Source organism: Nocardioides sp. CCNWLW239 (genome assembly GCF_037137035.1).
Lineage (GTDB): Bacteria > Actinomycetota > Actinomycetes > Propionibacteriales > Nocardioidaceae > Nocardioides.
Window position 1 is genome coordinate 83,712 of the sequence record NZ_JBBBNW010000009.1, and the last position, 21,546, is coordinate 105,257.

The 21,546-nt window shown below is 70.6% G+C and carries 22 protein-coding genes and 2 riboswitches; of the genes, 13 read left to right on the forward strand and 9 right to left on the reverse strand.

Annotation, left to right across the window (positions count from 1 at the left end; translation table 11 throughout):
* Positions 1 to 10 precede the first annotated feature (10 nt).
* Positions 11 to 721, forward strand: a complete 711-nt coding sequence (locus tag WBG06_RS25055) for an ABC transporter ATP-binding protein (protein ID WP_336740325.1) — start codon at positions 11 to 13, stop codon at positions 719 to 721.
* The gene (locus WBG06_RS25060; RefSeq protein WP_336740327.1) at positions 721 to 3,114 is read left to right on the forward strand and encodes an ABC transporter permease; all 2,394 of its coding nucleotides are present in this window, start codon (positions 721 to 723) and stop codon (positions 3,112 to 3,114) included. Before WBG06_RS25055 ends, WBG06_RS25060 begins: the two co-directional genes overlap by 1 nt.
* A 19-nt stretch (positions 3,115 to 3,133) precedes the next feature.
* On the opposite strand, the gene WBG06_RS25065 is transcribed toward WBG06_RS25060, so the two are convergent.
* Positions 3,134 to 4,063, reverse strand: coding sequence for a TerC family protein (locus WBG06_RS25065; RefSeq protein ID WP_336740329.1), 930 nt, complete (start codon positions 4,061 to 4,063; stop codon positions 3,134 to 3,136).
* 213 nt (positions 4,064 to 4,276) lie between these two features.
* On the opposite strand from WBG06_RS25065, the gene WBG06_RS25070 reads away from it, so the two are divergent.
* On the forward strand, positions 4,277 to 5,116 hold the full coding sequence (locus tag WBG06_RS25070) for a hypothetical protein (RefSeq protein ID WP_336740331.1): 840 nt from the start codon (positions 4,277 to 4,279) through the stop codon (positions 5,114 to 5,116).
* On the opposite strand, the gene WBG06_RS25075 is transcribed toward WBG06_RS25070, so the two are convergent.
* The 5 genes from WBG06_RS25075 to WBG06_RS25095 form a co-directional block, all read right to left on the reverse strand.
* A complete protein-coding gene (locus tag WBG06_RS25075) occupies positions 5,106 to 6,818 on the reverse strand; it encodes a copper resistance CopC/CopD family protein (protein ID WP_336740333.1) in 1,713 nt (570 codons plus the stop codon). The two genes, WBG06_RS25070 and WBG06_RS25075, sit on opposite strands and share 11 nt — an antisense overlap.
* Complete coding sequence (locus WBG06_RS25080; protein ID WP_336740335.1) at positions 6,815 to 7,513, reverse strand: YcnI family copper-binding membrane protein; 699 nt, start codon at positions 7,511 to 7,513, stop codon at positions 6,815 to 6,817. Before WBG06_RS25080 ends, WBG06_RS25075 begins: the two co-directional genes overlap by 4 nt.
* Positions 7,514 to 7,572: 59 nt before the next feature.
* Complete coding sequence (locus tag WBG06_RS25085; RefSeq protein WP_336740375.1) at positions 7,573 to 8,094, reverse strand: cell division protein FtsQ; 522 nt, start codon at positions 8,092 to 8,094, stop codon at positions 7,573 to 7,575.
* A 104-nt stretch (positions 8,095 to 8,198) separates the two neighbouring features.
* Entirely contained in the window at positions 8,199 to 8,828 is a 630-nt protein-coding gene (locus WBG06_RS25090; RefSeq protein ID WP_336740338.1) for a 3-oxoacid CoA-transferase subunit B, read from the reverse strand.
* Position 8,829: 1 nt separating this feature from the next.
* Entirely contained in the window at positions 8,830 to 9,594 is a 765-nt protein-coding gene (locus WBG06_RS25095; protein ID WP_336740340.1) for a CoA transferase subunit A, read from the reverse strand.
* A 128-nt stretch (positions 9,595 to 9,722) separates the two neighbouring features.
* On the opposite strand from WBG06_RS25095, the gene WBG06_RS25100 reads away from it, so the two are divergent.
* Positions 9,723 to 10,496 (forward strand): IclR family transcriptional regulator, encoded by a 774-nt coding sequence (locus WBG06_RS25100; RefSeq protein WP_336740342.1) that lies wholly within the window; start codon positions 9,723 to 9,725, stop codon positions 10,494 to 10,496.
* Here WBG06_RS25100 and WBG06_RS25105 read toward each other — a convergent pair.
* Positions 10,468 to 11,490, reverse strand: a complete 1,023-nt coding sequence (locus WBG06_RS25105; protein WP_336740344.1) for an LLM class flavin-dependent oxidoreductase — start codon at positions 11,488 to 11,490, stop codon at positions 10,468 to 10,470. The genes WBG06_RS25100 and WBG06_RS25105 overlap by 29 nt on opposite strands.
* A gap of 174 nt (positions 11,491 to 11,664) precedes the next feature.
* On the opposite strand from WBG06_RS25105, the gene WBG06_RS25110 reads away from it, so the two are divergent.
* Positions 11,665 to 12,345 carry a Crp/Fnr family transcriptional regulator gene (locus tag WBG06_RS25110; protein ID WP_336740345.1) on the forward strand — a complete coding sequence of 227 codons (681 nt, stop codon included), beginning with the start codon at positions 11,665 to 11,667 and terminating at the stop codon, positions 12,343 to 12,345.
* Positions 12,346 to 12,369: 24 nt separating this feature from the next.
* Here WBG06_RS25110 and WBG06_RS25115 read toward each other — a convergent pair whose 3' ends face one another.
* Positions 12,370 to 13,401 (reverse strand): CobW family GTP-binding protein, encoded by a 1,032-nt coding sequence (locus tag WBG06_RS25115; protein WP_336740347.1) that lies wholly within the window; start codon positions 13,399 to 13,401, stop codon positions 12,370 to 12,372.
* A gap of 106 nt (positions 13,402 to 13,507) precedes the next feature.
* A riboswitch (glycine riboswitch) is annotated at positions 13,508 to 13,602 on the forward strand.
* Position 13,603: 1 nt separating this feature from the next.
* A riboswitch (glycine riboswitch) is annotated at positions 13,604 to 13,701 on the forward strand.
* 54 nt (positions 13,702 to 13,755) lie between these two features.
* Between WBG06_RS25115 and gcvT the strand changes: the two genes are divergently transcribed.
* From gcvT to WBG06_RS25150, 7 genes are all read left to right on the forward strand, one after another.
* Positions 13,756 to 14,859, forward strand: coding sequence for a glycine cleavage system aminomethyltransferase GcvT (gene gcvT, locus WBG06_RS25120; protein WP_336740349.1), 1,104 nt, complete (start codon positions 13,756 to 13,758; stop codon positions 14,857 to 14,859).
* Between the two features lie 8 nt (positions 14,860 to 14,867).
* Positions 14,868 to 15,239, forward strand: coding sequence for a glycine cleavage system protein GcvH (gene gcvH / locus WBG06_RS25125; protein ID WP_336740377.1), 372 nt, complete (start codon positions 14,868 to 14,870; stop codon positions 15,237 to 15,239).
* Between the two features lies 1 nt (position 15,240).
* Positions 15,241 to 16,683: an L-serine ammonia-lyase gene (locus WBG06_RS25130; protein ID WP_336740351.1), complete on the forward strand. Its 1,443-nt coding sequence runs from the start codon at positions 15,241 to 15,243 to the stop codon at positions 16,681 to 16,683.
* Positions 16,684 to 16,751: 68 nt separating this feature from the next.
* Positions 16,752 to 17,720 (forward strand): SDR family NAD(P)-dependent oxidoreductase, encoded by a 969-nt coding sequence (locus tag WBG06_RS25135; RefSeq protein ID WP_336740353.1) that lies wholly within the window; start codon positions 16,752 to 16,754, stop codon positions 17,718 to 17,720.
* The gene (locus WBG06_RS25140) at positions 17,717 to 18,151 is read left to right on the forward strand and encodes an SRPBCC family protein (protein WP_336740355.1); all 435 of its coding nucleotides are present in this window, start codon (positions 17,717 to 17,719) and stop codon (positions 18,149 to 18,151) included. The genes WBG06_RS25135 and WBG06_RS25140 overlap by 4 nt, the downstream gene beginning before the upstream one ends.
* Complete coding sequence (locus tag WBG06_RS25145; RefSeq protein ID WP_336740357.1) at positions 18,148 to 19,755, forward strand: phytoene desaturase family protein; 1,608 nt, start codon at positions 18,148 to 18,150, stop codon at positions 19,753 to 19,755. Before WBG06_RS25140 ends, WBG06_RS25145 begins: the two co-directional genes overlap by 4 nt.
* Positions 19,752 to 20,405, forward strand: coding sequence for a hypothetical protein (locus WBG06_RS25150; RefSeq protein ID WP_336740359.1), 654 nt, complete (start codon positions 19,752 to 19,754; stop codon positions 20,403 to 20,405). Before WBG06_RS25145 ends, WBG06_RS25150 begins: the two co-directional genes overlap by 4 nt.
* On the opposite strand, the gene WBG06_RS25155 is transcribed toward WBG06_RS25150, so the two are convergent.
* Positions 20,373 to 20,858, reverse strand: a complete 486-nt coding sequence (locus WBG06_RS25155) for an FBP domain-containing protein (RefSeq protein WP_336740361.1) — start codon at positions 20,856 to 20,858, stop codon at positions 20,373 to 20,375. The genes WBG06_RS25150 and WBG06_RS25155 overlap by 33 nt on opposite strands.
* 59 nt (positions 20,859 to 20,917) lie before the next feature.
* Here WBG06_RS25155 and WBG06_RS25160 point away from each other — a divergent pair, with 59 nt between their 5' ends.
* On the forward strand, positions 20,918 to 21,544 hold the full coding sequence (locus WBG06_RS25160; RefSeq protein WP_336740362.1) for a TetR/AcrR family transcriptional regulator: 627 nt from the start codon (positions 20,918 to 20,920) through the stop codon (positions 21,542 to 21,544).
* The last annotated feature ends 2 nt before the right edge of the window (positions 21,545 to 21,546 follow it).

The window sequence follows — 21,546 nt, forward strand, 5'->3', positions numbered from 1 at the left end:
GCTCGGTGGCATGACACAGACCTCTGTTCCCACGATGACGGCCGCCGCCCGAGCGGTGGGCCTGACCAAGACCTACGGCAAGGGTGCCACCGAGGTGCATGCGCTGCGTGGCGTCGATCTGGAGATCCGCCGGGGCGCGTTCACCGCGATCATGGGCCCGAGCGGTTCGGGCAAGTCGACGTTGATGCACTGCCTGGCCGGTCTCGACCGCCCGACCTCGGGCGAGGTGGCGGTCGCCGGGCAGCCGTTGGAGAACCTCAACGACGACCAGCTGACCATCTTCCGGCGCGAGAACGTCGGGTTCGTCTTCCAGGCGTTCAACCTGCTGCCGATGCTCACCGCCGGGCAGAACATCCAGCTCCCGCTGGAGCTGGCCGGCAAGCGGGTGACCGACGAGACCCGTGCGCGTGCCCAGATGATCGCCGACACCCTCGGTATCGGTCAGCGCCTCGGGCACAAGCCCTCCGAGCTCTCCGGCGGCCAGCAGCAGCGGGTGGCCATCGCCCGCGCGCTGGTCACCCAGCCGGCGATCCTCTTCGCCGACGAGCCCACCGGAAACCTCGACTCCGAGACCTCGGCCGAGGTGCTCGACCACCTCCGTCGCAGCGTCCGCGAGCTCGGCCAGACCGTGGTCATGGTGACCCACGAGGCCTCGGCCGCCGCGTACGCCGACGAGGTCGTCACCGTGAAGGACGGAATCATCGAAGGGGTGACGCGCTGATGCGGACGGTGTTGTTCGCATCCCTGCGAACCTACGCCCGTCGATACGCAGCGGCCGTGGTGGCGGTCGTCGCCGCGGTCGCCCTGATCGTGGTCACCAACGCACTCACCTCGGCGACGAAGTCGGGCCTGTTCGCGGGCATCGACGCGCCGTTCCGGAATGCCGCAGGCGCGGTCGACCTCCCCTCCGACGAGGTCACCGAGAAGTACGTCGACGAGGGCGGCTGGGTGCTGGCGATGTCGATGCAGCCGGTCCGCACCGACACGACCATGCTCGGCCAGGACATCATGGTCGGCGCGGTCGCGACCGAGAAGCGCTGGCAGTGGCAGGACCTCGAGAAGGGCCGGTTCCCGACGAAGGCCGGCGAGTCGGTCGTGGACGCCAACGCTGCCAAGACCAACGAGGTCGCCATCGGCGACACGCTGAAGGTCGGCAGCGGCCCGTCCGCGATCGAGACGACCGTGGTCGGCCTGGTGGATGCTCCGGCGATGTGGTCCTCGCCGATCTACGTCACCTGGCCCGAGATGCAGGGCTGGAAGGACCAGTACGTCCAGGCGGTGATGACCGCCGGCACCGGCGACGAGGCCGACACGTGGCTCGACACCGACGACTACCTCACCGAGCTGCAGACCCAGCTCAACCAGGAGGTCAACGTCGTCGCGTACATGGTCCTGATCTTCGCCTTCATCGCCCTGTTCGTCTCCGTCCTGGTCATCACCAACACCTTCTCGATCCTGTTCGCCCAGCGGATGCGTGACTTCGCGCTGCTGCGCGCGATGGGTGCGACGAAGCGTCAGGTCCTGAGGTCCGTACGCCGCGAGGCGCTCGCCCTCGGCCTGATCGCGTCCGCGCTCGGGCTGGTCGTGGGCACCCTGCTCGGCTGGGGGATCGTGGCGCTGGTGCGTCAGTTCGCCGAGACGGCGCCGCTGGGCGAGGTCGCCCTGGAGTGGCCGTGGCTGGTGAGCGCCTTCGTCCTCGGCACCCTCACCACGCTGGTCGCCTCCTGGCTGCCGACGCGTCGGCTGATGCGGCTCAGCCCGCTGGCCGCGCTGCGTCCCCAGGAGGGGTTCGACGTACGCGGCGCCGGGATGCTCCGGCTCGGCCTGGGCATGCTCGGCGTGCTGGCCGGCATCGCGATCATCTTCGTGGCCGTCGCCTGGGACGACGCCCAGACCGGGATGCTGATCGTCCTGGCCGGCTGCGCGGCGACGTTCCTCGGGGTGCTGTTCCTCGGACCGGCGCTGGTGCCGGGTCTCGTGCGGCTGGCCGGCGCAGCCCTCGCGAAGGTCGCCGGCTCGCCGGCGAAGCTGGCCGCGGCCAATGCCGGCCGCAACCCGAAGCGCACCGCCGCCACCGCGGCATCCCTGCTCGTGGGCGTCACGCTCACCACCGGCGTGCTCACCGGGATGAACACCATCCGCGCCGCGATGCTCGACGAGATGGCCGAGCAGCACCCGATCGACATCGCGCTGCAGGCGGAGTCCCAGCCGTTGGCGGACTCGGTCGCCGGTGACGCGAAGGCGGTCCCGGGTGTCGCGGACGCGGCGGCCGTGCCGGGTGCGCTGGCCACGGTGTCCTCGGCCGAGACCGAGGGCAAGCCCGTCCCGCTGCCGGTCGTCGCCCCGCCCGCGGGGGACATCGCGCTCGAGGATCTCAGCGTGAAGCCCGGCACGATGGTGATCTCACCGGTCGCGGCCTCCGCCTTCGTCGAGGACTCCTTCGAGGCGTCGGGGGAGAAGGTCGAGCTCGTCGTCGGTGACCGGACGGCCACGGTGACCCTGGACGTACGCGAGATCGACGGCGCCCCGCAGATCTCTGCGGAGACGCTCCGCGACCTGACCGACGACCCGCAGACGTACGCCGTCTGGGTCCGCGCCGACGCCGGGGCCGACCCGGAGGACGTGGCCGGAGCCGTCGGGGTGCTCGCCCCGGACGCCGAGCTGATCAACGGCAAGGGGCAGCGGGCCTGGGTCGAGCTGCAGCTGGACGTGTTCACCTGGGCGGTGATCGGGCTGCTGGCGATCTCGGTGCTGATCGCACTGGCCGGCATCGCCAACACGCTCGGCCTCTCCGTGCTCGAGCGCGGTCGGGAGCACGCGCTGCTGCGCGCACTGGGGCTGACCAAGCGTCAGCTGCGGCGGACGCTCGCCGCCGAGGCGGTGCTGCTCTCCGCGGTGGCTGCCGTCGTCGGCACGGCGCTCGGCGTCTTCTTCGCCTGGGGTGGTAGCGAGGTCCTGATCGGCGACATGCTGCCCGACGCCAGGTTCGACCCGCCGGTGCTGCAGCTGATCGGGGTGGTCGTCATCGCCGGCATCGCCGGCCTGGTCTCCTGCGTGGCGCCGTCCAAGCGGGCCACCAAGGTCAGCCCAGCGGAAGGACTCGCGCTGGACTGACCCGGAGCGGACCGCTCGATCAGACCTCCGCGTGCTCCTGCTGCTCCTCCTCGGGAGCGGTGGAGCGCGCGGAGGCGATCAGGCTGGTGGTCACGGTGACGGCGAGGATCCCGACGATGATCACCAGGGAGAGCCAGGTCGGCACGACCGGGACGCCGTCCCAGTGGCCGTGGGCCCAGTGCAGGCCGAGCTTGACGCCGATGAAGGCGAGGATCGCGGCCAGACCGTAGGAGAGGTGGACCAGCTTGGACAGGGCGCCCTCGAGCACGAAGTAGAGGGCCCGCAGGCCGAGCAGCGCGAACGCGTTGGTGGCGAAGACGAGGTAGGGGTCGCCGGTGATGCCGTAGACCGCCGGGACCGAGTCGACGGCGAAGATGATGTCGGTCGCGAAGATGGCGAGCACCACGATGGCCATCGGCTTCAGGCCGAACTTGCGGCCGATGCGCACGGCCAGCATCTCCTCGGGGTCAACCTTCTGGTCGTGACCCTGGAGCGCTTCGACGAAGAGCTTCACGGCGGTGACGAGCAGGATCGCGCCGAAGAGCAGGAAGACGATGTCCCACTGCGAGAGCGCCGCGGCGCCCAGGGCGATGAAGATGCCGCGGAGCACCAGTGCGCCGACGATGCCGAAGAGCAGCACCTTCTGCTGCAGGTGGCGGGGCACCGCGAAGGCCGCGAGCAGCAGCATGAAGACGAACAGGTTGTCGACGCTGAGCGACTTCTCGACGATGTAGCCGGTGTAGTACTCGAATCCGGTCTGGCTGCCGTGGGCGTTCCACACCCAGACGCCGAAGGCGAGCGGGAGCGCGATGTAGAAGGCCGACCAGCCGATCGCCTCCTTCATGGTGACGTCGTGCGGACGCCGGGTCAGGATGAAGTCGAGGGCGATCAGCACCACGACGGCAGCGATGGTGACCGCCCACAGGGTGGGCGTGGCGATGGAATGCATCAGGCAGGGTCCTCAGGCGTGTCGATGAAACGTCTGAGGTCTCCCTCACCCCGAGACCGGGGCGCCAATCCGGGACGGTGTCGGCACCGACGTACTGACCGGAATGAGCTTGGTGAGGTACTCCCCTCGAGGAGGAGCCTATCGGGTGGGTGGACGAAGCACTCAAACGCGGGTGAATCGAGGCCGGAACCAGGCACATGACACCCTGTATCCGTGCGTGTCGGAATTGCTGCTGTCGTCCTGACCCTCGGTCTCGCGGTCACCCTGATCGCCTGCGGTGGCGAACCGGAGGCCGCGGCCCCGTCGTCGAACCCCGGTGCGTCGGCCAGCGTGGCGACGGTCGTGACCGAGGTCAAGGGTGCCGACGGCACCTCGCCGACCGCGGGCGGCTACACGCTCGGTGACGTCAGCCTGCCCGCCGAGGCGGGCACCCCGGGAAAGGTGAGCTTCACGGTCACCAAGGGTGGCGACCCGGTCACCGATTACATCGAGGAGCAGACCAAGGACCTCCACCTCTACGTCGTACGTGACGACCTGGAGGTCTTCCGACACCTCCACCCGACACAGGACGAGTCCGGTACGTGGTCCGGCGATCTGACGCTTCCCGCAGGGGGGACCTACCGGGTGATCGTCGAGTTCGCCGCGCGGACCCCGGACAACAAGGGTGAGCAGGCGATGCTCGGCGCGTCGGCGAAGGTGGCGGGGCCGACCGAGGTCGCTGTACCCGGCTCCGACGACGGCACTGTGATCGCGGCGCTGGAGGAGACCCCGAAGCCCGGGATCGACCAGGAGATCGGGCTGCTGATCTCCGACGAGGCAGGGAACCCGGTCAACATGGGGACCTACCTCGGGGTCTACGCCCATGTGACCGCGTTCAGCCAGGAGACCGGCGAGGTGATCCACCTGCACCCGCTCGGCGGCCCCGAGAACGCCGAGGACGGCACCCGCCTCGGCATCCATGTGAAGCCGCCGAAGGCAGGTGACTACGTCTTCTTCGTGCAGGTGCGCGTCGACGGGATGATCCACACGCTTCGGCTCCCGGTCACTGTCTGACCGGGAACTCCAGCACCGCCAGCGGGCTCTCGAACTCACCCAGCCGCAGGCCGACGGTCGCCTCCCAGGTGCCGCCCTTGGGCAGGACGACGTCGGCCTCCCAGGTGCCGGCCGCGACCGAGGTCAGCGTCAGGCTGCCCAGGTCCAGGTCGCCGGAGCGCAGCTTGGCGGTCGGGATCGCTGCGGCCTCCACCGGCTCCCCGGCCACGTCCTGGATCTGCAGCCGGAGCACATTCGGACCCGCTCCAGCGGGGGTCAGCGTCCCGTAGACCCGATGGTCCTCGCCCAGCTCGGCGGCCTGGGTGTTGGTCTGCGCGACCGTGGCCGTGCCCGCGCCGGCCGAGCCGGCATCCGCCTGCGGCGGCTGGTCGACCAGGAAGCCGGTGACGCCGAGGACGACGACGAGCACGCCGGCCTCCATCAGCACCGCCCGGCGCAGCATCGAGCCGGCCTCGACGGTGTCGTCGTGCCCGGCCGCCTGACGGACGCGGGGGAGGACCAGCAACCGGTTGCCGGCCGCCATCACCGCGACCGCGACGACCAGGGCGACCTTGGTCATCAGCATGGTCCCGTACGTGCTGTTGAGCAGGTTGTCCCAGGAGCCCAGGATCCGCCAGCCCAGGAGCACGCCGGAGACGGCGAGCGTGGCCAGGGAGACGGCGGCCACGGTGGAGAAGCGGGTCACGATCTCGGCCGCGACCGTGCCGCGGCGCGTGATCAGCGGCAGGGTCAGCGCGAGGCCGACCAGACCGCCGAGCCAGAGCGCTCCGGCGATCAGGTGGATGACATCGGTGACGGTGACCAGCCAGGCGGGTACGACCGCGCGGGAGTGCCCCACCAGCGCCGGTGAGGCGATCGCGACCAGGCCGGCGGCCGCGGCGAGACGGGGTCGCGCACGCAGCGCAAGGGTCGCCACGATGCCCAGGATGCCGACCAGAGCGCTGAGCCACTCCTTGCCGACCGAGGCCGGTGACCAGGCATCGAAGGTGAGGATCGCACCTGGGCCGCTCTCGCTCTGCAGGGCACCGCTGGCCGGGGCCAGGAACACCAGCGCGAGGACCGCGACCATCCCGGCAACGATCTGGACGCGCTCGACCCGGGCGATCGCCCGGTCCGGGACGCGACGCTCACCGACACCGTGCCCACCCAGGATGATCGCGCGGAACCAGACCAGACCCACGACCAGCAGCAGTGCTGCGTACTGGATGAACTGGAGCGTCCCGTGGATCACCGCCGTCGCTCTCGACGGCTCCGATGATGGCGGTGGAGCGACGCTGAGGCTCGGTGCGCCGACCGCGAAGGTCAGCGAGCCCGAGATCGGGTGACCGTCGGCCGAGACCGCTCGCCAGGCGACGACGTACGTGCCGTCGGCGAGGCTGCTCGCGTCGGCGAGCTCGACCTTCATCTCGGTGCCGCTCGCGGTCGCCTCGGAGGTCACCTCCTCGCCCTTCGCGTCGTAGACCGTCACGCCGTCCGGGGGCAGCGTCACCGCCTCGTCGAAGGTGAAGGTGATCGTCTCCGGAGCCGCCTCCAGCACCGCACCCTCCTCGGGGTCGGTGCCGATGAGCGTCGCGTGCGCCTGGGCGGGCGAGATGCTGAGCAGGACCGCGTACGCAGCGGCAGCAAGCACCACCAGCAGCCGCCCCAGGGCGCGCCGGCCCGGACGGTCCAGACCGGGCCGGCGCGTCAGGGGAGCACTCACGCCTTACGACGCCCCAGTGCGAGAGCGGTCGTGCCGGCGATCAGACCGAGGATCCCGGCGCCGGCACCGATGCCGGCCCACAGGTTGCTGTCGCCGCCCTCGTCGACGTCCGCGGCGACCGGCTCGGCCTTCTCCGAGGACTCCTCCGCGCCGTGGCCGTCCTCGGCGGTCGCGGCGGTGACCTCGAAGGCCGGGGCCGGGTTCTCGGGCTCCTCGGTGGAACCCTCAGGGGCCTCCTCGATCCAGGCGGTCTCGCCCTTCTCGCAGGTCTGGATGACCGGGAAGGCGAGCATGCCCTCCTTCTCGGGCAGCTGCAGGGAGACCTCGAAGGCGTCGCGCTGACCGTCGGGCAGCGGCGTCTTGGCGGTGTAGACGACGCGCGCGTCGCGCTCCGTCAGCTTGTTGCCGTGGGCGTCCTCGATCGGCTGGTCCAGCTTCTCGGTGACGACCTTGACGTCGTAGAACGGCTGCCGGGTCGGGGTGACGTCGTTGATCCCCTCGGGGACCTGGATGGTGATCTGCTTGGTCGGGGAGCCTTCGCAGCCGTGACCGTTGCTGAAGGTCAGCACGGTGTAGGCACCGGCCGCCGTCTCGGTCGGGGTGACCGTGACGTGCGCCGAGGCCGGAGCAGCGACGAGGAAGGTGACGGCCGCGGCAGCGGGCGCGCCGAGGCGCGCGAGGGTACGTCGAGACATGTTGGTGCTTTCTTGTGGAGTGTCCTGGGCCTGAGGCCCAGTGGTCGGGGTCGGGGTCCTCAGCCGAGGACCGGCGGCCCCCGCCCAGCAGCGACGTACGTCCACGGGCCGGTGCGCGGCACGACCGGCTGCGCCTGCGTCGGCAGGCGGAACGGGATCGGGATCAGGGGTGCCGTCAGCGCCCGGGCGATGACCTGCCAGGCCCGGCGGTGCAGCAGCCACACGACGACGGTCAGCACCGCGGCCGCGGTGTGCGCGACCAGCATCGAGGGGCCGCCCGCGCCGGCGTCGTGCGCGTGGACGGCCGGTGCTGCGTACGCTTCGAACGCCTCGTGCATCCCCAGCTGTGCCGCGCCGGCCAGCACCGCTCCCAGAGCGATCCCGACCCTGCGCTGCAACACGACGACACCAGCGCCGAAGGCAGCGAACCCGGTCGCCACCAGCCACAACGCGTCCGGCAGCTCCCCGCCTCCGGCGAGGTGAGCGAGACTGGACCCGGTGGTGATCTCGATGGCCGCGAGCAGCGCCAGCCACACGCTGCCACGCGTAGGCCGCACCACCCTCAGATCCACGCCGGACATTCTCGCAGATGCCGAGAAGTCGCGCGCGTCGGCCGAGGCGTCACGCACGTCGGCCGAGACGTCACGTATGTGACATCTCGGCCGACGCGGCTGACGTCTCGGTGTCAGCGGAGGATCGGCGGCTCGGTCTTCTCCTCGACCTCGCCGATCGTGACGCCCGGAGCGAGCTCGACGAGACGCAGGCCCTCGGGGGTGATGTCGAGGACGCACAGGTCGGTGATGATGCGCTGGACCACGCCGAGACCGGTGTAGGGGAGCGAGCACTTCTCGACGATCTTGTAGGAGCCGTCGCGGGCGACGTGCTCCATCAGCACGACGACCTTCTTGGCGCCGTGGACGAGGTCCATGGCGCCGCCCATGCCCTTGACCATCTTGCCGGGGATCATCCAGTTGGCCAGGTCACCGCCCGCGGAGACCTGCATCGCGCCGAGGATCGCGGCGTCGATCTTGCCGGAGCGGATCATCCCGAAGCTCATGGCGGAGTCGAAGAAGCTGGCCCCCTTGCGTACGGTGACGGTCTCCTTGCCGGCGTTGATCAGGTCCGGATCGACGGCGTCCTCGGTGGGGTAGGCGCCAGTGCCGAGGATGCCGTTCTCGCTCTGCAGCACCAGCTCGACGTCGTCGGGGACGTAGTTGGGCACCAGCGTCGGCAGCCCGATGCCGAGGTTGACGTAGTCGCCGTCGGAGAGCTCCGCGGCGGCCCGGGCGGCCATCTCTTCACGTGTCCATGCCATCTCAGCGCACCGTCCTCTTCTCGATCCGCTTGTCGGCGGCCTGCTCCGGCGTCAACGGCACCACGCGGTGCACGTAGACCCCCGGAAGATGGATGTCGTTCGGGGCGAGCTCGCCGGGCTCGACGAGCTCCTCGACCTCCGCGATCGTGATCTGCCCGGCCATCGCGGCCAGCGGGTTGAAGTTGCGGGCGGAGTCCTTGAAGACGAGGTTGCCGTGGCGGTCGCCCTTCCAGGCGCGGACGATGCCGAAGTCGGCGACGATGGCCTCCTCCAGGACGAACTCCTGCTCGCCGTCGCGGGTCTCGAAGGTCATCACCGGCTTCTCGGGCGACGTCTTGATGACGTTGCCGGCGTCGTCGTACTTCCACGGCAGACCGCCCTGCGCGACCTGGGTGCCGACGCCGGTGCGCGTGTAGAACGCGGCGATGCCGGAGCCGCCGGCGCGCATCCGCTCGGCGAGCGTGCCCTGCGGGGTCAGCTCGACCTCGAGGTCGCCGGAGAGGTATTGCCGCGCGAACTCCTTGTTCTCGCCGACGTACGACGCCACGACCCGGCGCAGCCGCCCGGCGCCGAGCAGCAGACCCAGGCCCCAGTCGTCGACACCGGCGTTGTTGGAGACCACCTCGAGGTCGGTCACGCCGGCCTCGAGGAGAGCGTTGATGAGCACCGAGGGGATGCCGCACAGCCCGAAACCGCCGACCGTGAGGGTCGCTCCGTTCGGGACGTCCGCGACCGCCTCGGCGGCTGAGGAGATGACCTTGTCCATGATGATCAGTCAAGGGCCGGCGCGTCCGTCGGTCAATAGATGAGCGCGAGTTCACGCTTGATCTTTCGATGAACGGCCCCGGTGGCGCAGTAGCGTTCACTGAGTGGACGTCGCCTATCGTACGTCTCATGGAACCCGCAGCGACCCAGCCCAGCGTGATCCGTCGCAGCGCGCACCTGCTGCGGCTGCTCGCCGCGGGCGAGCCGGAGGGGGCGACGACCACCCAGCTGGCCACGAACGCCGCCATCCCGCGCCCCACCGCCCACCGGCTGCTCAGCGCGCTCCAGGAGGAGGGGCTGGTCGAACGCGACAACAGCACCGGCGCCTGGCACCTCGGCCCCGAGTGCTTCCTGCTCGGCGCCGCCGCGACCACCCGCCACGACATCACTCCGGCTGCCCGCGCGGCGGTGCTGCGCATCGCCCGGGAGACGGGGGAGAGCGCCTTCTTCTCGATCCGGCGCGGCGACGAGACCGTCTGCGTCCTGCGCGAGGACGGCAGCTTCCCGATCCGCTCGCACGTGCTCCACGAGGGCATCCGCTTCCCGCTGGGCGTGGCCTCGGCCGGTCTCGCGATCCTCGCCTTCCTGCCGGAGTCGCGGCGCGAGGCCTATCTGGCCCGCATCGACCTCGTCCCCGCATTCGGCGAGGAGCACGCCGCGTCCGCTCTGCGGAAGCGCATCGCCGCGACCCGCGAGCGTGGCTTCGCGGTCAACCCGGGCCTGCTCGTGGTCGGCAGCTGGGGTTTGGGTGCCGCGGTCTTCGACGCCCACGGACAGCCGTACGGAGCGCTCAGCATCACCGGCATCGAGGCCCGACTCGCACCACCCCGTCAGGCCGAGCTCGGCCGCCTCCTCCTGGAGGCGGCCCACGTGCTCAGCTCCGGGGCGGAACCTCGGCCCTGACCTCCGTCGTCATGATCTGCGTCGTCATGATCTGCGTCGTCATGATCTGGGCGAGCGCGGCGTCGGAGGCGAGCTGGGCGTCGCGGTCGTAGGTCGAGGTGAAGGCGAGGAGCTCGTCGGCGCCGGTGGTCTCGGCCAGCCGTTCGAGCCTGCGCCGGACGGTCTCGGGGGAGCCGGCGGTGGTCCGTGCGAGATGCGCCTCGACCCGCTCGCGCACCTGGCCCGACCACGTCTGCGACCGGATCGACGCGACCGGCTCGAGGGGACCGAACTCGCCGGTCTGCCGCGACCTGGCCATCGCCCACGCCTCCGGCAGCGCGAGCTCGGCAGCCTCCGCATCGGTGTCCGCGACCAGCACGTCGACGGAGACGATCACCGACGGTTCGGACGCCCGCGAAGAGGGTCGGAAGTCCTTCCGGTACGCCCCGAGGACCTCATCCAGCCGCGGGCTGTACAGCACGGGCCCGCCCACGACCACCGGCAGCCCGAGCCTCGAGGCGAGCGCGACCCCGCGCCCGGTCGCCAGCACGAACAGGGGGATCTGGTGCGCGGCGACGGGCCGAGCGGTGACCGCTTCGGTGCGGTCGAGGTAGCCGCGGAGCTCCTCGATGTCCTCGGCGAACGTGTCCGGCTCGTCCAGCTCGTGCCGCAGCGCGCGACGTACGGGAGCAGTGAAACCCAGCGTGCGTCCCAGCCCCAGGTCGAGTCGGCCGGGGTAGAGCGCGTCGAGCATCAAGAACTGCTCGGCGACGACCAGCGGCTGATGGTGCGGCAGCATCACCCCGCCCGACCCGAGCCGGATGGTGGAGGTGTGCGCACCGAGCGCACCGAGCAGCACCGGCGGCGACCCCGACGCGATCCCCGGCACCGCATGGTGCTCCGCGACCCAGAACCGGTGGTAGCCGAGCCGCTCGGCCGCCACCGCCCGCTCGATCGTGTGGGTCAGTGCAGCGCCGTCGGGATAGCCCGTCCGCGTACGGGAACGGTCCAGCATGGAGAGCCTCACACCAGAGCAACGGCGCTGGGCCGCTGAGGCTTCCCGAGCCTGTGGGTGTGGCGAAGAACGCACCCGGCAAGCGTGCGATGCCGGACACACATCCGTTGTCCAGCGTCTTGCTCTGGTTAGGCTGATCCACTCAAGCCACACGACGACAGGAGCGGCTGGGTAATGGATCAAGACGTGCTTCGGCACGCGCCGCTTTTCAGCGAGCTCGACGACGAGTCGATGACGGCGATGCTCGCGATGATGGGTCAGACCCGCCTCCGCCGAGGCGAGGTGCTGTTCCACGAGGGGGATGCCGCCGACCGGCTCTACGCGGTCGTGGACGGCAAGGTGAAGCTGAGCCGTTCCTCGGCCAGCGGACAGGACAGCCTGCTGGCGATCCTGGGGCCGGGCCAGGTGTTCGGGGAGCTGTCGCTCTTCGATCCCGGTCTGCGTTCCTCGACGGTCACGGCCGTCACCGACCGGGTCGAGCTCGCCTCGTTGTCACACGACGACCTGCTGACCTGGCTCGACGGACGGCCGAGCGTGACCCGCGGGCTGCTCGCGCTGCTGTCGGGTCGGCTGCGCCGGGCCAACGACGTGATCGGTGACCTGGTCTTCGCCGATGCGCCCCGCCGGGTCGCGAAGGCGCTGCTGGATCTCGCCGAGCGGTTCGGTCAGGAGACCGAGGAAGGCGTCCACGTACGCCACGACCTCACCCAGGAGGAGCTCGCCCAGCTCGTGGGTGCGGCCCGGGAGACGGTCAACAAGGCGCTCGCGGACTTCGCGGCCAAGGGCTGGGTCAGGCTGGAGTCGCGCTCGGTGATCATCACCGACATGGAACGGATCGTCCGCCGCGCCGGCTGAGCCGGCCCGATCTCTGCGACGGAGTCAGAGGCTGACGCGGACCAGCTGACGCAGTCGGCGAAGCCCTGCGGCGCTCGGCCGCTCGGCCGGGGCGAGGGCATCGGCGAGGCGTTCACGGACCGCGTCGGTCTCGAGCTCCAGGCCGATGGCGACGAGCTCGCTCGCCGTGTCCGGCGTCCGCGCGGCCGCGGCGACGTGGGCGCTGCGCCCGACCAGGTTGACGTGATAGCTGCGCGGGCCCTGCCCGGTCGCGACGGCGACGGTCCCCTTGATCCGGTACGCCGTCGCCGGCGGCTCCTCGAGCAGGTCGAGCAGCCGCGACGGCTCGATGGTGCCCGGCGTCGTCACGGTCACCGACCCCGCGTGCTGATGCGACTGGTGGTCGGAGGCCGCCTCGCGCAGCAGCGCGGCGATCGGCAGCTCGTCGGGCGGGTCCTCGGGGACCGCGGCGTCGTAGACGAGGCGCGGGTCGATGCGGCCACCCACGGCGTACGCGATCTGGACCTCGGGGTTGTGCTCCCGCACCCGGAGCTCGATCTGCCGAAGGACCTCGTCGCGCTCGGCGGCGGGCACCAGGTCGGTCTTGTTGACGACGACCAGGGACGCAGCCGCGAACCGGACCGGCGCCGGGCCGCGGCCGTCGTCGAGGGTGTCGAAGTAGGAGGCGGCGTCGACGACCTCGATGAGCCCACCGCGGCGTACCCGTTCGACGCCGCTGAACCGGACCAGCCTGGCCAGCGTGCCGGGCTCGGCGAGACCGCTGGCTTCGACGATCACCACGTCGAGCGCCAGCCGCGGGTGGGTCAGCTTCTCGAGTGCGTCGTCGAGACCGCCTGCGTCGGGCAGGCAGCACAGGCACCCGCCCGCGATCGAGGCCGGCTCGTCCACCTGCCCCGTGACGAGCCCGGCGTCGACGTTGATGTCGCCGAAGTCGTTGACGACCACACCCACCCGGGCACCGGGCTGACGCAGCAGATGGTTGAGCAGCGTGGTCTTCCCCGAGCCGAGATGGCCGGTGAGGATGACCACGGGAACCCGGGTCCTCGTCGCTGGCATCGACCCATCCTAGGACCGGTGAGAACAGTTCCCGATAACGGGCCGCCATCTTGACGGCCGGGATGGCCAGACCTAGGTTGTGCCGCACAACTTCACATCCGCCGTTCGAACCGCAGCGGGAGAGTCCTCACCATCCCGGGTGAGGCGCCGAAGGAGCAAACCTCCCCAGAATCTCTCAGGCCCCATGACCGCTGTGGTGAGGCGACCTCTGGAAAGACAGGGTCCGCAGGATCCTGCACCCACGGTGCAAACCGCTCTCGGGCGGTGAAGCTCTCAGGTAGCGATGACAGAGCGGGGAGGTCACCCGTCCACGGGTGCCTTCGGGCACCCACCAGCAGGGAGCCTCCCGCACACATGACCTCACCCGTCCCTACCCCTCTGCACGAGATCCACCAGGCGCTCGGTGCCTCGTTCACCGACTTCGCCGGCTGGAGCATGCCGGTCCGCTATCGCTCGGAGACGGCGGAACACCATGCCGTACGCACCGCCGCGGGCCTCTTCGACCTGAGCCACATGGGCGAGATCGAGGTGACCGGACCCGAGGCGGGACGCGCCCTCGACCATGCCCTGGTCGGCCGCCCGTCGGCGATCGGCATCGGCCGTGCCCGCTACTCGATGATCTGCGCCGAGGACGGCGGCATCATCGACGACCTGGTCGTCTACCGGCTCGCGGAGGAGCGCTACCTGGTCGTCGCCAACGCGAGCAACGTCGGCGTCGTCGCTCCGGCCCTGACCGAGCGAGCGGAGGGGTACGACGTCCTGGTCCACGACGCCTCGGCCGAGTTCGCGCTGATCGCCGTGCAGGGGCCCGCCTCGGCGGCGATCGTCGCGGCCCTGACCGACCTGGACGTTCCCTCCCTGCGCTACTACGCCATCGACGCCGGCACGGTCGCCGGGGTCGAGGTCCTGCTCGCCCGCACCGGCTACACCGGCGAGGACGGCTTCGAGATCTACTGCGCGCCCGCGTCGGCCGCTGCTGTCTGGGAGGCCATCACCGAGGCCGGTACGCCGCACGGGCTGGTCCCTGCCGGGCTCGCCTGCCGCGACACCCTGCGGCTCGAGGCGGGCATGCCGCTCTACGGCCACGAGCTGAACCGCGACACGACGCCGTTCGAGGCCGGCCTCGGCCGGCTCGTCTCCTTCGACAAGGCTGACGGCTTCGTCGGGGAGGCTGCCCTGGCGGTACGCCGCGAGGAAGGCCCGCGCAGCACGCTCGTCGGGCTCGTGGCCACCGGGCGCCGCTCCCCGCGGGCGGGCTACGCCGTCGTCGACCCGGCCACCGGCGACGAGATCGGCGTCGTCACCAGCGGCTCCCCGTCACCGACCCTCGGCCATCCGATCGCGATGGCGTACGTCCGCCCCGACCTCGCGGTCGTCGGCAGCAAGGTCCAGATCGACGTACGCGGCAGCCGCGAGGACGCCGAGATCGTCGACCTTCCGTTCTACTCCACGAAATGAGCACCGCCATGGCCAACCCGACCCACCTGTCCTACACCGCCGAGCACGAGTGGATCGAGACCCGCGGCGACGTCGCGCGCGTCGGGGTCACCGCCTTCGCCACCGAGGCACTGGGCGACATCGTCTTCGTCGAGCTGCCCGAGGTGGGCACCACGATCACCGGGGGCGAGAGCTGCGGTGAGCTGGAGTCGACGAAGTCGGTCAGCGATCTCTTCGCGCCCGCGGACGGCGAGGTGCTCGAGGTCAACGCGGCCGTCGTCGAGGACCCCGCGCTGATCAACAGCGACCCGTTCGGCACCGGCTGGCTCTTCGAGATGCGTATCTCGGGTGCTGCCGACCTGCTCGACGCCGCGGCCTACGACGCCCTGATCGAGGAGTGACGTGACCGCCGAGGTCGCCGGCTCCGCGGTCGTCGCGACGGCCCTGAGCGCCTTCGACCTGTACTCGATCGGCATCGGGCCGTCCTCCTCGCACACCGTCGGACCGATGCGCGCCGCGAAGACGTTCGTCGACGGTCTCGTCGCGGACGGTCTTCTGGATGCGGCCACGCGGGTGAAGGCCGAGCTCTTCGGGTCCCTCGGTGCGACCGGTCACGGCCACGGCTCGGAGGGTGCTGTGCTGCTCGGGCTCGCCGGGGAGGAACCGGAGACCGTCGACACGAGGGCGTCCTCTGCGCGGGTGACGACGATCCGCGAGACCGGCGAGCTGTGGTTGGGCGGGCGCCGAGCGATCCGCTTCGCCGGTGACACCGACCTGGTCATGCATCGGCGCAAGAGCCTGCCGGGCCACCCCAACGGCATGGTGTTCTCCGCGTACGCAGCCACGGGGGAGGTGCTGCGCGAGCGCACCTACTACTCCGTCGGCGGCGGCTTCGTCGTCGACGAGCATGCGTCGGGCGCCGCGCGGGTGGTGCCCGACCGCTCGCCCGTACGCTTCCCGTTCGCCACCGGCGCCGAGCTGCTCGACATCTGCGAGCGAGAGGGGTTCCGTGTCTCCGACCTCATGCTCGCGAACGAGCTCACCTGGCGTACGCCTGAGGAGATCCGTGCCGGCCTGCTGGAGATCTGGCGGGTGATGGCGGCCTGCGTGCAGGCCGGCTGCGATCGCGATCCGGTGACGGACGGCGTACTTCCCGGTGGACTGCGGGTCCCGCGCCGGGCGCCGCTGCTCTACCGCGACCTGGCCTCCGGAGCCGGCGCCCAGGACCCGTTCCGGGTCATGGACTGGGTCAACCTGTTCGCCCTGGCGGTCAACGAGGAGAACGCCTCGGGCGGCCGCGTCGTCACCGCTCCCACCAACGGCGCCGCCGGGATCGTGCCCGCCGTCCTGCACTACTGGGTACGTTTCGTGGCACCCGAGGCCGGGCTGGACGAGGCCGCGATCGAGGACGGCATCGTCCGGTTCCTGCTCACCGCTGCCGCCATCGGCATCCTGTGCAAGACGAACGCCTCGATCTCCGGCGCCGAGGTCGGCTGCCAGGGCGAGGTCGGCTCGGCCTGCGCGATGGCCGCTGGTGCGCTGTGCGAGGTGCTGGGCGGCACCCCGGAGCAGGTGGAGAACGCTGCCGAGGTCGGCATCGAGCACAACCTCGGGCTCACCTGCGACCCGGTGGGTGGCCTGGTTCAGATCCCGTGCATCGAGCGCAACGCCATCGCCAGCGTGAAGGCCATCAATGCCGCCCGCCTCGCCCTCAACGGCAACGGCTCCCACAAGGTCAGCCTCGACAAGGCGCTGAAGACGATGCGGGAGACCGGCGCCGACATGAAGGTGAAATACAAGGAGACCTCCCGCGGCGGCCTCGCGGTCAACGTCATCGAGTGCTGAGCCGAGAGGCTGCGTGGACGCGCGCCGCCATCGCATGAAATCGCTGGTCACGGGTACCGCCTCCGAGTATGGCGATCACCCTTGTCACCGGGGCATCCAGCGGGATCGGTCTGGCTGTCGCGCGTCTCGCCGCCACCCGCGGAGACCACCTCGTTCTGGTCGCCCGAGGTCGTGAGTCGCTGGACGCCGCTGCGCGTGCGTGCGTGGGGCTGGGGGCGGCATCGACCATGGTGCTGCCGCTCGATGTGGGCGACGACGATGCGGTCCGGGACTGTGTCGGGGCGGTGCTCGACCGGGACGGGCGGCTCGACACGGTCATCCACTGCGCGGGAGTGGTTGCGCTGGGTCGCACGGAGTCCCTGCCCTCCGAACTCTTCGAGGGTGTGCTGCGTACCAATCTCCTCGGGTCGGTCGATGTGGCCCGTCATGTGCTGCCCGTGTTGCGCGGCCAGGGCAGCGGGACGCTGGTCCTGGTCGGATCGGTGCTCGGCCACGTCACGGCACCGTCGATGAGTGCCTACGTCATCAGCAAGTGGGGTGTCCGAGCGCTGGCTCGTCAGCTGCGCCTGGAGAACCGCGACCGACCGGATGTCGCGATCGTGTACGTCGCGCCGGGTGGTGTCGACACCCCCATCTATCGCCATGCCGCGAGTGTCATCGGTCATGAGGGCCGGCCCCCGCCGCCGGTCTCCAGCCCTGAACGAGCAGCGCGGCAGATCCTGCGCCGGGCCGACCGCGGCCGTGGCCGGCCGCAGCTGAGCGTGGCCAACGAGGTGATACGGCTGGAGCACACGGTGCCCCTTCTCCACGAGCGGGTGGTCGCGCCGATCCTCGGCTTCCTGCTCACCGACCTCACCCGTCCCGTCGACCCACATCCGGGCAACGTCCTGGCCGCCATGGACGGCGAGAGCGCGATGCGCGGCGACCGTGGGAATGCGGCCCTGGGGATCGTGCGCAACCTGGTCCTCCGCATAACGCGCCGGGGGAGGGGTACCGCTACCGCCAGTGACCCCGAGCCGCCGAGGACGTCTCCATGAGCACAAATCACAGGCTGGTCCACGCTTCGCCCGAGCACGTGTGGGAGGTCCTCTCGGACGGTTGGCTCTACCCGCTCTGGGTGGTCGGCGCGTCTCGACTGCGTGACGCCGACAAGGACTGGCCGAACGTCGGCTCTCAGCTGCACCACTCGGTCGGCGTCTGGCCGCTGCTGCTCGACGACAGCACCGAGGTGCTCGAGTGCGATCCCGGGAGCAGGCTGTTGCTCCGTGCGCGCGGCTGGCCCGTAGGTGCCGCGCACGTCGAGATCACGGTGGAGCCGGCAGGAGAGGACACCGAGATCACGATTCGGGAGCAGGCCGTCGCGGGCCCGGGCGCACTGGTCCCACGGCTGGTGCAGGATCCGCTCCTCACGTGGCGAAACGTGGAGGCTCTGCGGCGCTTGGCCTTCATCGTCGAACGCCGCCCATGAGCGAGACCGCCTACGACGCGGTCGTCGTCGGGGCCGGACCCAACGGCCTGGTCGCGGCCAACCTGCTCGCCGACAAGGGCTGGTCGGTGCTGGTGCTCGAGGCCCAGGCCACCACGGGCGGAGCGGTCCGTAGTTCCGAGGACGTCCACCCGGGCTTCGTCCACGACACCTTCAGCGCGTTCTATCCGCTCGCGGCCGCCTCGCCCACCATCCGCGGTCTCGGCCTGGACGACTACGGGCTGCGATGGGTGCATGCCCCCGCTGTCCTGGGTCACCCCCTGCAGGACGGCAGCTGGGCGCTGCTGCACCGCGATCGACACGTCACCGCAGGGCTGCTCGATGCCCAGCATGTCGGCGACGGCGACGCGTGGCTGGAGCTGTGCGGCCTGTGGGACCACATCGGTGAACCTCTCGTGCACGCCCTGCTGACCCCGTTCCCGCCTCTGCGCCCGGGGGCTCACCTGCTCAACGCCCTACGTCGCGCAGGGGGCCTGGCGGCCGTGCGTACGCTGCTCACCCCGGCCGGAGACCTCGCCCGCAACCGCTTCGGCGGTGAAGGTGCACGTCTGCTCCTGGCCGGCAACGCCGGACATGCCGACATCCCGTTGGACTCGCCGGGCTCCGGGATGATGGGGCTTCTGCTCGCCATGCTGGGCCAGACCGTCGGCTTCCCCGTCCCGGAGGGCGGTGCCGGCGTACTCGCCGCCGCGCTGGAGCGCCGCTTCCGTGAGCGTGGAGGCGACGTCCGGTGCGGTGCCGAGGTCACCCGCCTCGGTGTCGAGGGCGGTCGCGTCACCGAGGTGCGCACCCGTGAGGGCGATCGGATCGCAGCGGTCCGTGCCGTGATCGCCGACGTCGCAGCACCCCATCTGTACGGTCGGCTCCTCGACCCCGCAGACGTACCGCGACGTGTCGCAGCCGGCATGGAGAACTTCCAGCTGGACCCGGGCACGGTCAAGGTCGACTGGGCCCTGGACAAGCCCATCCCGTGGCTCGCCGAACCTGCGTACGCGCCCGGCACCTTCCACGTCGCCGACTCGGTCGAGCAGATGACTCAATCGTTGTCGCAGGTGTCCGCCGGCGTCATCCCCGATGCTCCGTTCCTCCTGGCAGGTCAGATGACCACCACCGACCCGAGCCGGTCGCCGACCGGGACGGAGTCGGTGTGGGCCTACACGCACGTGCCGCAGACGGTGCGGCGCGATGCGGGACCTGACGGTCTGCGCGGGCGATGGGACGAGGAGGAGTGCGAACGGTTCGCCGACCGCATGCAGGCGCGCATCGAGCGCCTGGCGCCCGGCTTCGGCAGCGCCGTCGCCGCACGACGTGTCCTCGGGCCGCATGAGTTCGAAGCCCTCGACGCCAACCTGATCGGCGGCGCGATCGGCGGCGGCACGTCTCAGCTCCACCAGCAGCTGGTCTTTCGACCGGTGCCGGGCATGGGGAGGGCGGAGACCGGCATCACCGGACTGTTCCTCGGGTCCGCCTCCGCCCACCCGGGCGGAGGCGTGCACGGCGCAGCCGGCAGCAACGCGGCCCGTGCCGCCATCCTGCACGACCGCTTTCGATGGGGCGGCCCCTCCTCAGGAAGGCGAACCGCGTGAATCCGGCTGATGTTGCGGGCCGTGTGCTGCAGGCCGGCGTCGGTGTGCTCGCCCACCTGCGACCCGCCGACAAGCCCTTGCACCCGCACGGCGAGGTGCACCTGGCCGTGCTGCGGCGACACCCGGGAGCCGCCACGGGCGCTGCGTTCCTCGACCAAGGTGGGACGGACGAGGTGGTCGTACGACTCTCCCGTGCCGTGGGCCTGCCGGAGCCGGTGCCCGACATCAACGGCCTTGCGCTGCGCGTTCCCGCTCTCCGCGGCGAACACGCCGACCTCCTGCTCGCCACCACCGGTCACGGTCGATGGACCCGGTTCCTGCTGGCTCCCAGGACTCGCCTGCCCGACGGCTTCTTCAGCACGCTGCTCCCATACCGGACGCCCACCGGGCCGGTCTGGCTCGGAGCGCAGCTCGTCAGCGAAGGCACGTGGCAGCTGATGTGGGCACGGGCGGGGACGGACTGGACGACGTTCGCGACCCTCGAGCTCACCGTCGAGTCCGACCGCGACCCGATGCTCTCCTTCGACCCCACCCGCTCGACGCCACCCGGCCTCGAGATCTACGCATGGCACCGTCGGCTACGAGCGCGCGCCTATGCGACGGCCCGGCAGTCGCGATCACGCGGGTCGGAGGACCCTCGCGACGAATGAGTCGAGATTGCCGAGCAGCCGGTCGACCTTCTGCTCGATGCTGAGGGTCTCGTGGATCACCGGGGTGTCGAGCCTGCGCTTGTTGCGCGCTTTGAGGGAGCAGTCGAGGTCGGCGCAGATGTAGGTGCCGACCGAGTTGCCGTCCTGCCCGGAGCGCCCGGCGCGGGAGGCGACCAGCAGCGCGACGTCGCCGACCGTCGTGCACAGCGCGCACATCGTCTTCCGCGGCCCACGCGTCTCGCGTGAGGCACGCAGCGCAACGCCGCAGAGCCGGCCGTCGTGCTCGGTGACGAGGTAGTGGTTCTGCGGCGCCTTCGGGTCCTGCCAACCGAGGTAGTCGAGGTCGTCCCACGGCCTTTCGGGCAGGTCAGCGGGGAGATTGAGGCGCTTGGTCGCACCCTTGGTGAGGTTGACGAACGAGGAGCGTACGTCGGTCTCGGTGAGCGGCTTCATACGCATCAGGCTAGGATTTCCTACAACTGTTAGGCAACTCGTTATCTGGGAGAGTGTGGATGGGTCGTCCAGGACTGAACCGGACTGCTGTGATCGCAGCCGCCGCCGACCTGGCCGACGAGATCGGTTTCGACGCCGTCACGATCTCGGTCCTCGCCCGCCACCTCGGCATCAAGTCGCCGACCCTCTACTCCCACATCACCGGGGCCACCGACCTCCGCACCGCCATCACCGCCTACGTCCTCGACGAGCTCGCCGACGCCACCAGCGCCGCCATGGCAGCAGGGGAGGGCCGCGACCTCCTCGTCGCGTACGCCGATGCCATCCGCGACTTCGCCCGCCGCTCGCCCGGCCGCTACGACGCCACCACCCGCCAGCGCGTCCCACCCGCCGCGGAATCGACCTCGGCCCCGCCCTCAGTGGACACCGCAATCGCCGCCGGCCGCCGCAACGCCGACCTAGCCCTGGCCGTGGTCCGTAGTTACGGCATAACCGAGACCAACCAGACGTACGCAGTCCGCCTGATGTCCAGCCTCATCCACGGCTACATCACCCTCGAGCTAGCCGGCAGCTTCGCTCACAGCGAGCCTTCGGCCGAGGCCACTTGGATCGAGGCGATCGACGACCTCGACCGGTTGCTCGTTGGCCTCGCCGCGAGGACATCTGGCATCAACCTGGTCAGATAGCT

What these genes read in the sequence shown, in the direction of transcription:
- WBG06_RS25100 (WP_336740342.1), top strand. Translation starts at nt 9,723, where the DNA reads ATGGAACCCGCAGCGACCCAGCCCAGCGTGATCCGTCGCAGCGCGCAC.
- WBG06_RS25080 (WP_336740335.1), bottom strand. Translation starts at nt 7,513, where the DNA reads ATGTCTCGACGTACCCTCGCGCGCCTCGGCGCGCCCGCTGCCGCGGCC.
- WBG06_RS25155 (WP_336740361.1), bottom strand. Translation starts at nt 20,858, where the DNA reads ATGAAGCCGCTCACCGAGACCGACGTACGCTCCTCGTTCGTCAACCTC.
- WBG06_RS25085 (WP_336740375.1), bottom strand. Translation starts at nt 8,094, where the DNA reads ATGTCCGGCGTGGATCTGAGGGTGGTGCGGCCTACGCGTGGCAGCGTG.
- gcvH (WP_336740377.1), top strand. Translation starts at nt 14,868, where the DNA reads ATGGCCAACCCGACCCACCTGTCCTACACCGCCGAGCACGAGTGGATC.
- WBG06_RS25115 (WP_336740347.1), bottom strand. Translation starts at nt 13,401, where the DNA reads ATGCCAGCGACGAGGACCCGGGTTCCCGTGGTCATCCTCACCGGCCAT.
- WBG06_RS25160 (WP_336740362.1), top strand. Translation starts at nt 20,918, where the DNA reads ATGGGTCGTCCAGGACTGAACCGGACTGCTGTGATCGCAGCCGCCGCC.
- gcvT (WP_336740349.1), top strand. Translation starts at nt 13,756, where the DNA reads ATGACCTCACCCGTCCCTACCCCTCTGCACGAGATCCACCAGGCGCTC.
- WBG06_RS25065 (WP_336740329.1), bottom strand. Translation starts at nt 4,063, where the DNA reads ATGCATTCCATCGCCACGCCCACCCTGTGGGCGGTCACCATCGCTGCC.
- WBG06_RS25105 (WP_336740344.1), bottom strand. Translation starts at nt 11,490, where the DNA reads ATGCTGGACCGTTCCCGTACGCGGACGGGCTATCCCGACGGCGCTGCA.
- WBG06_RS25145 (WP_336740357.1), top strand. Translation starts at nt 18,148, where the DNA reads ATGAGCGAGACCGCCTACGACGCGGTCGTCGTCGGGGCCGGACCCAAC.
- WBG06_RS25055 (WP_336740325.1), top strand. Translation starts at nt 11, where the DNA reads ATGACACAGACCTCTGTTCCCACGATGACGGCCGCCGCCCGAGCGGTG.
- WBG06_RS25135 (WP_336740353.1), top strand. Translation starts at nt 16,752, where the DNA reads ATGGCGATCACCCTTGTCACCGGGGCATCCAGCGGGATCGGTCTGGCT.
- WBG06_RS25090 (WP_336740338.1), bottom strand. Translation starts at nt 8,828, where the DNA reads ATGGCATGGACACGTGAAGAGATGGCCGCCCGGGCCGCCGCGGAGCTC.
- WBG06_RS25110 (WP_336740345.1), top strand. Translation starts at nt 11,665, where the DNA reads ATGGATCAAGACGTGCTTCGGCACGCGCCGCTTTTCAGCGAGCTCGAC.
- WBG06_RS25060 (WP_336740327.1), top strand. Translation starts at nt 721, where the DNA reads ATGCGGACGGTGTTGTTCGCATCCCTGCGAACCTACGCCCGTCGATAC.
- WBG06_RS25095 (WP_336740340.1), bottom strand. Translation starts at nt 9,594, where the DNA reads ATGGACAAGGTCATCTCCTCAGCCGCCGAGGCGGTCGCGGACGTCCCG.
- WBG06_RS25140 (WP_336740355.1), top strand. Translation starts at nt 17,717, where the DNA reads ATGAGCACAAATCACAGGCTGGTCCACGCTTCGCCCGAGCACGTGTGG.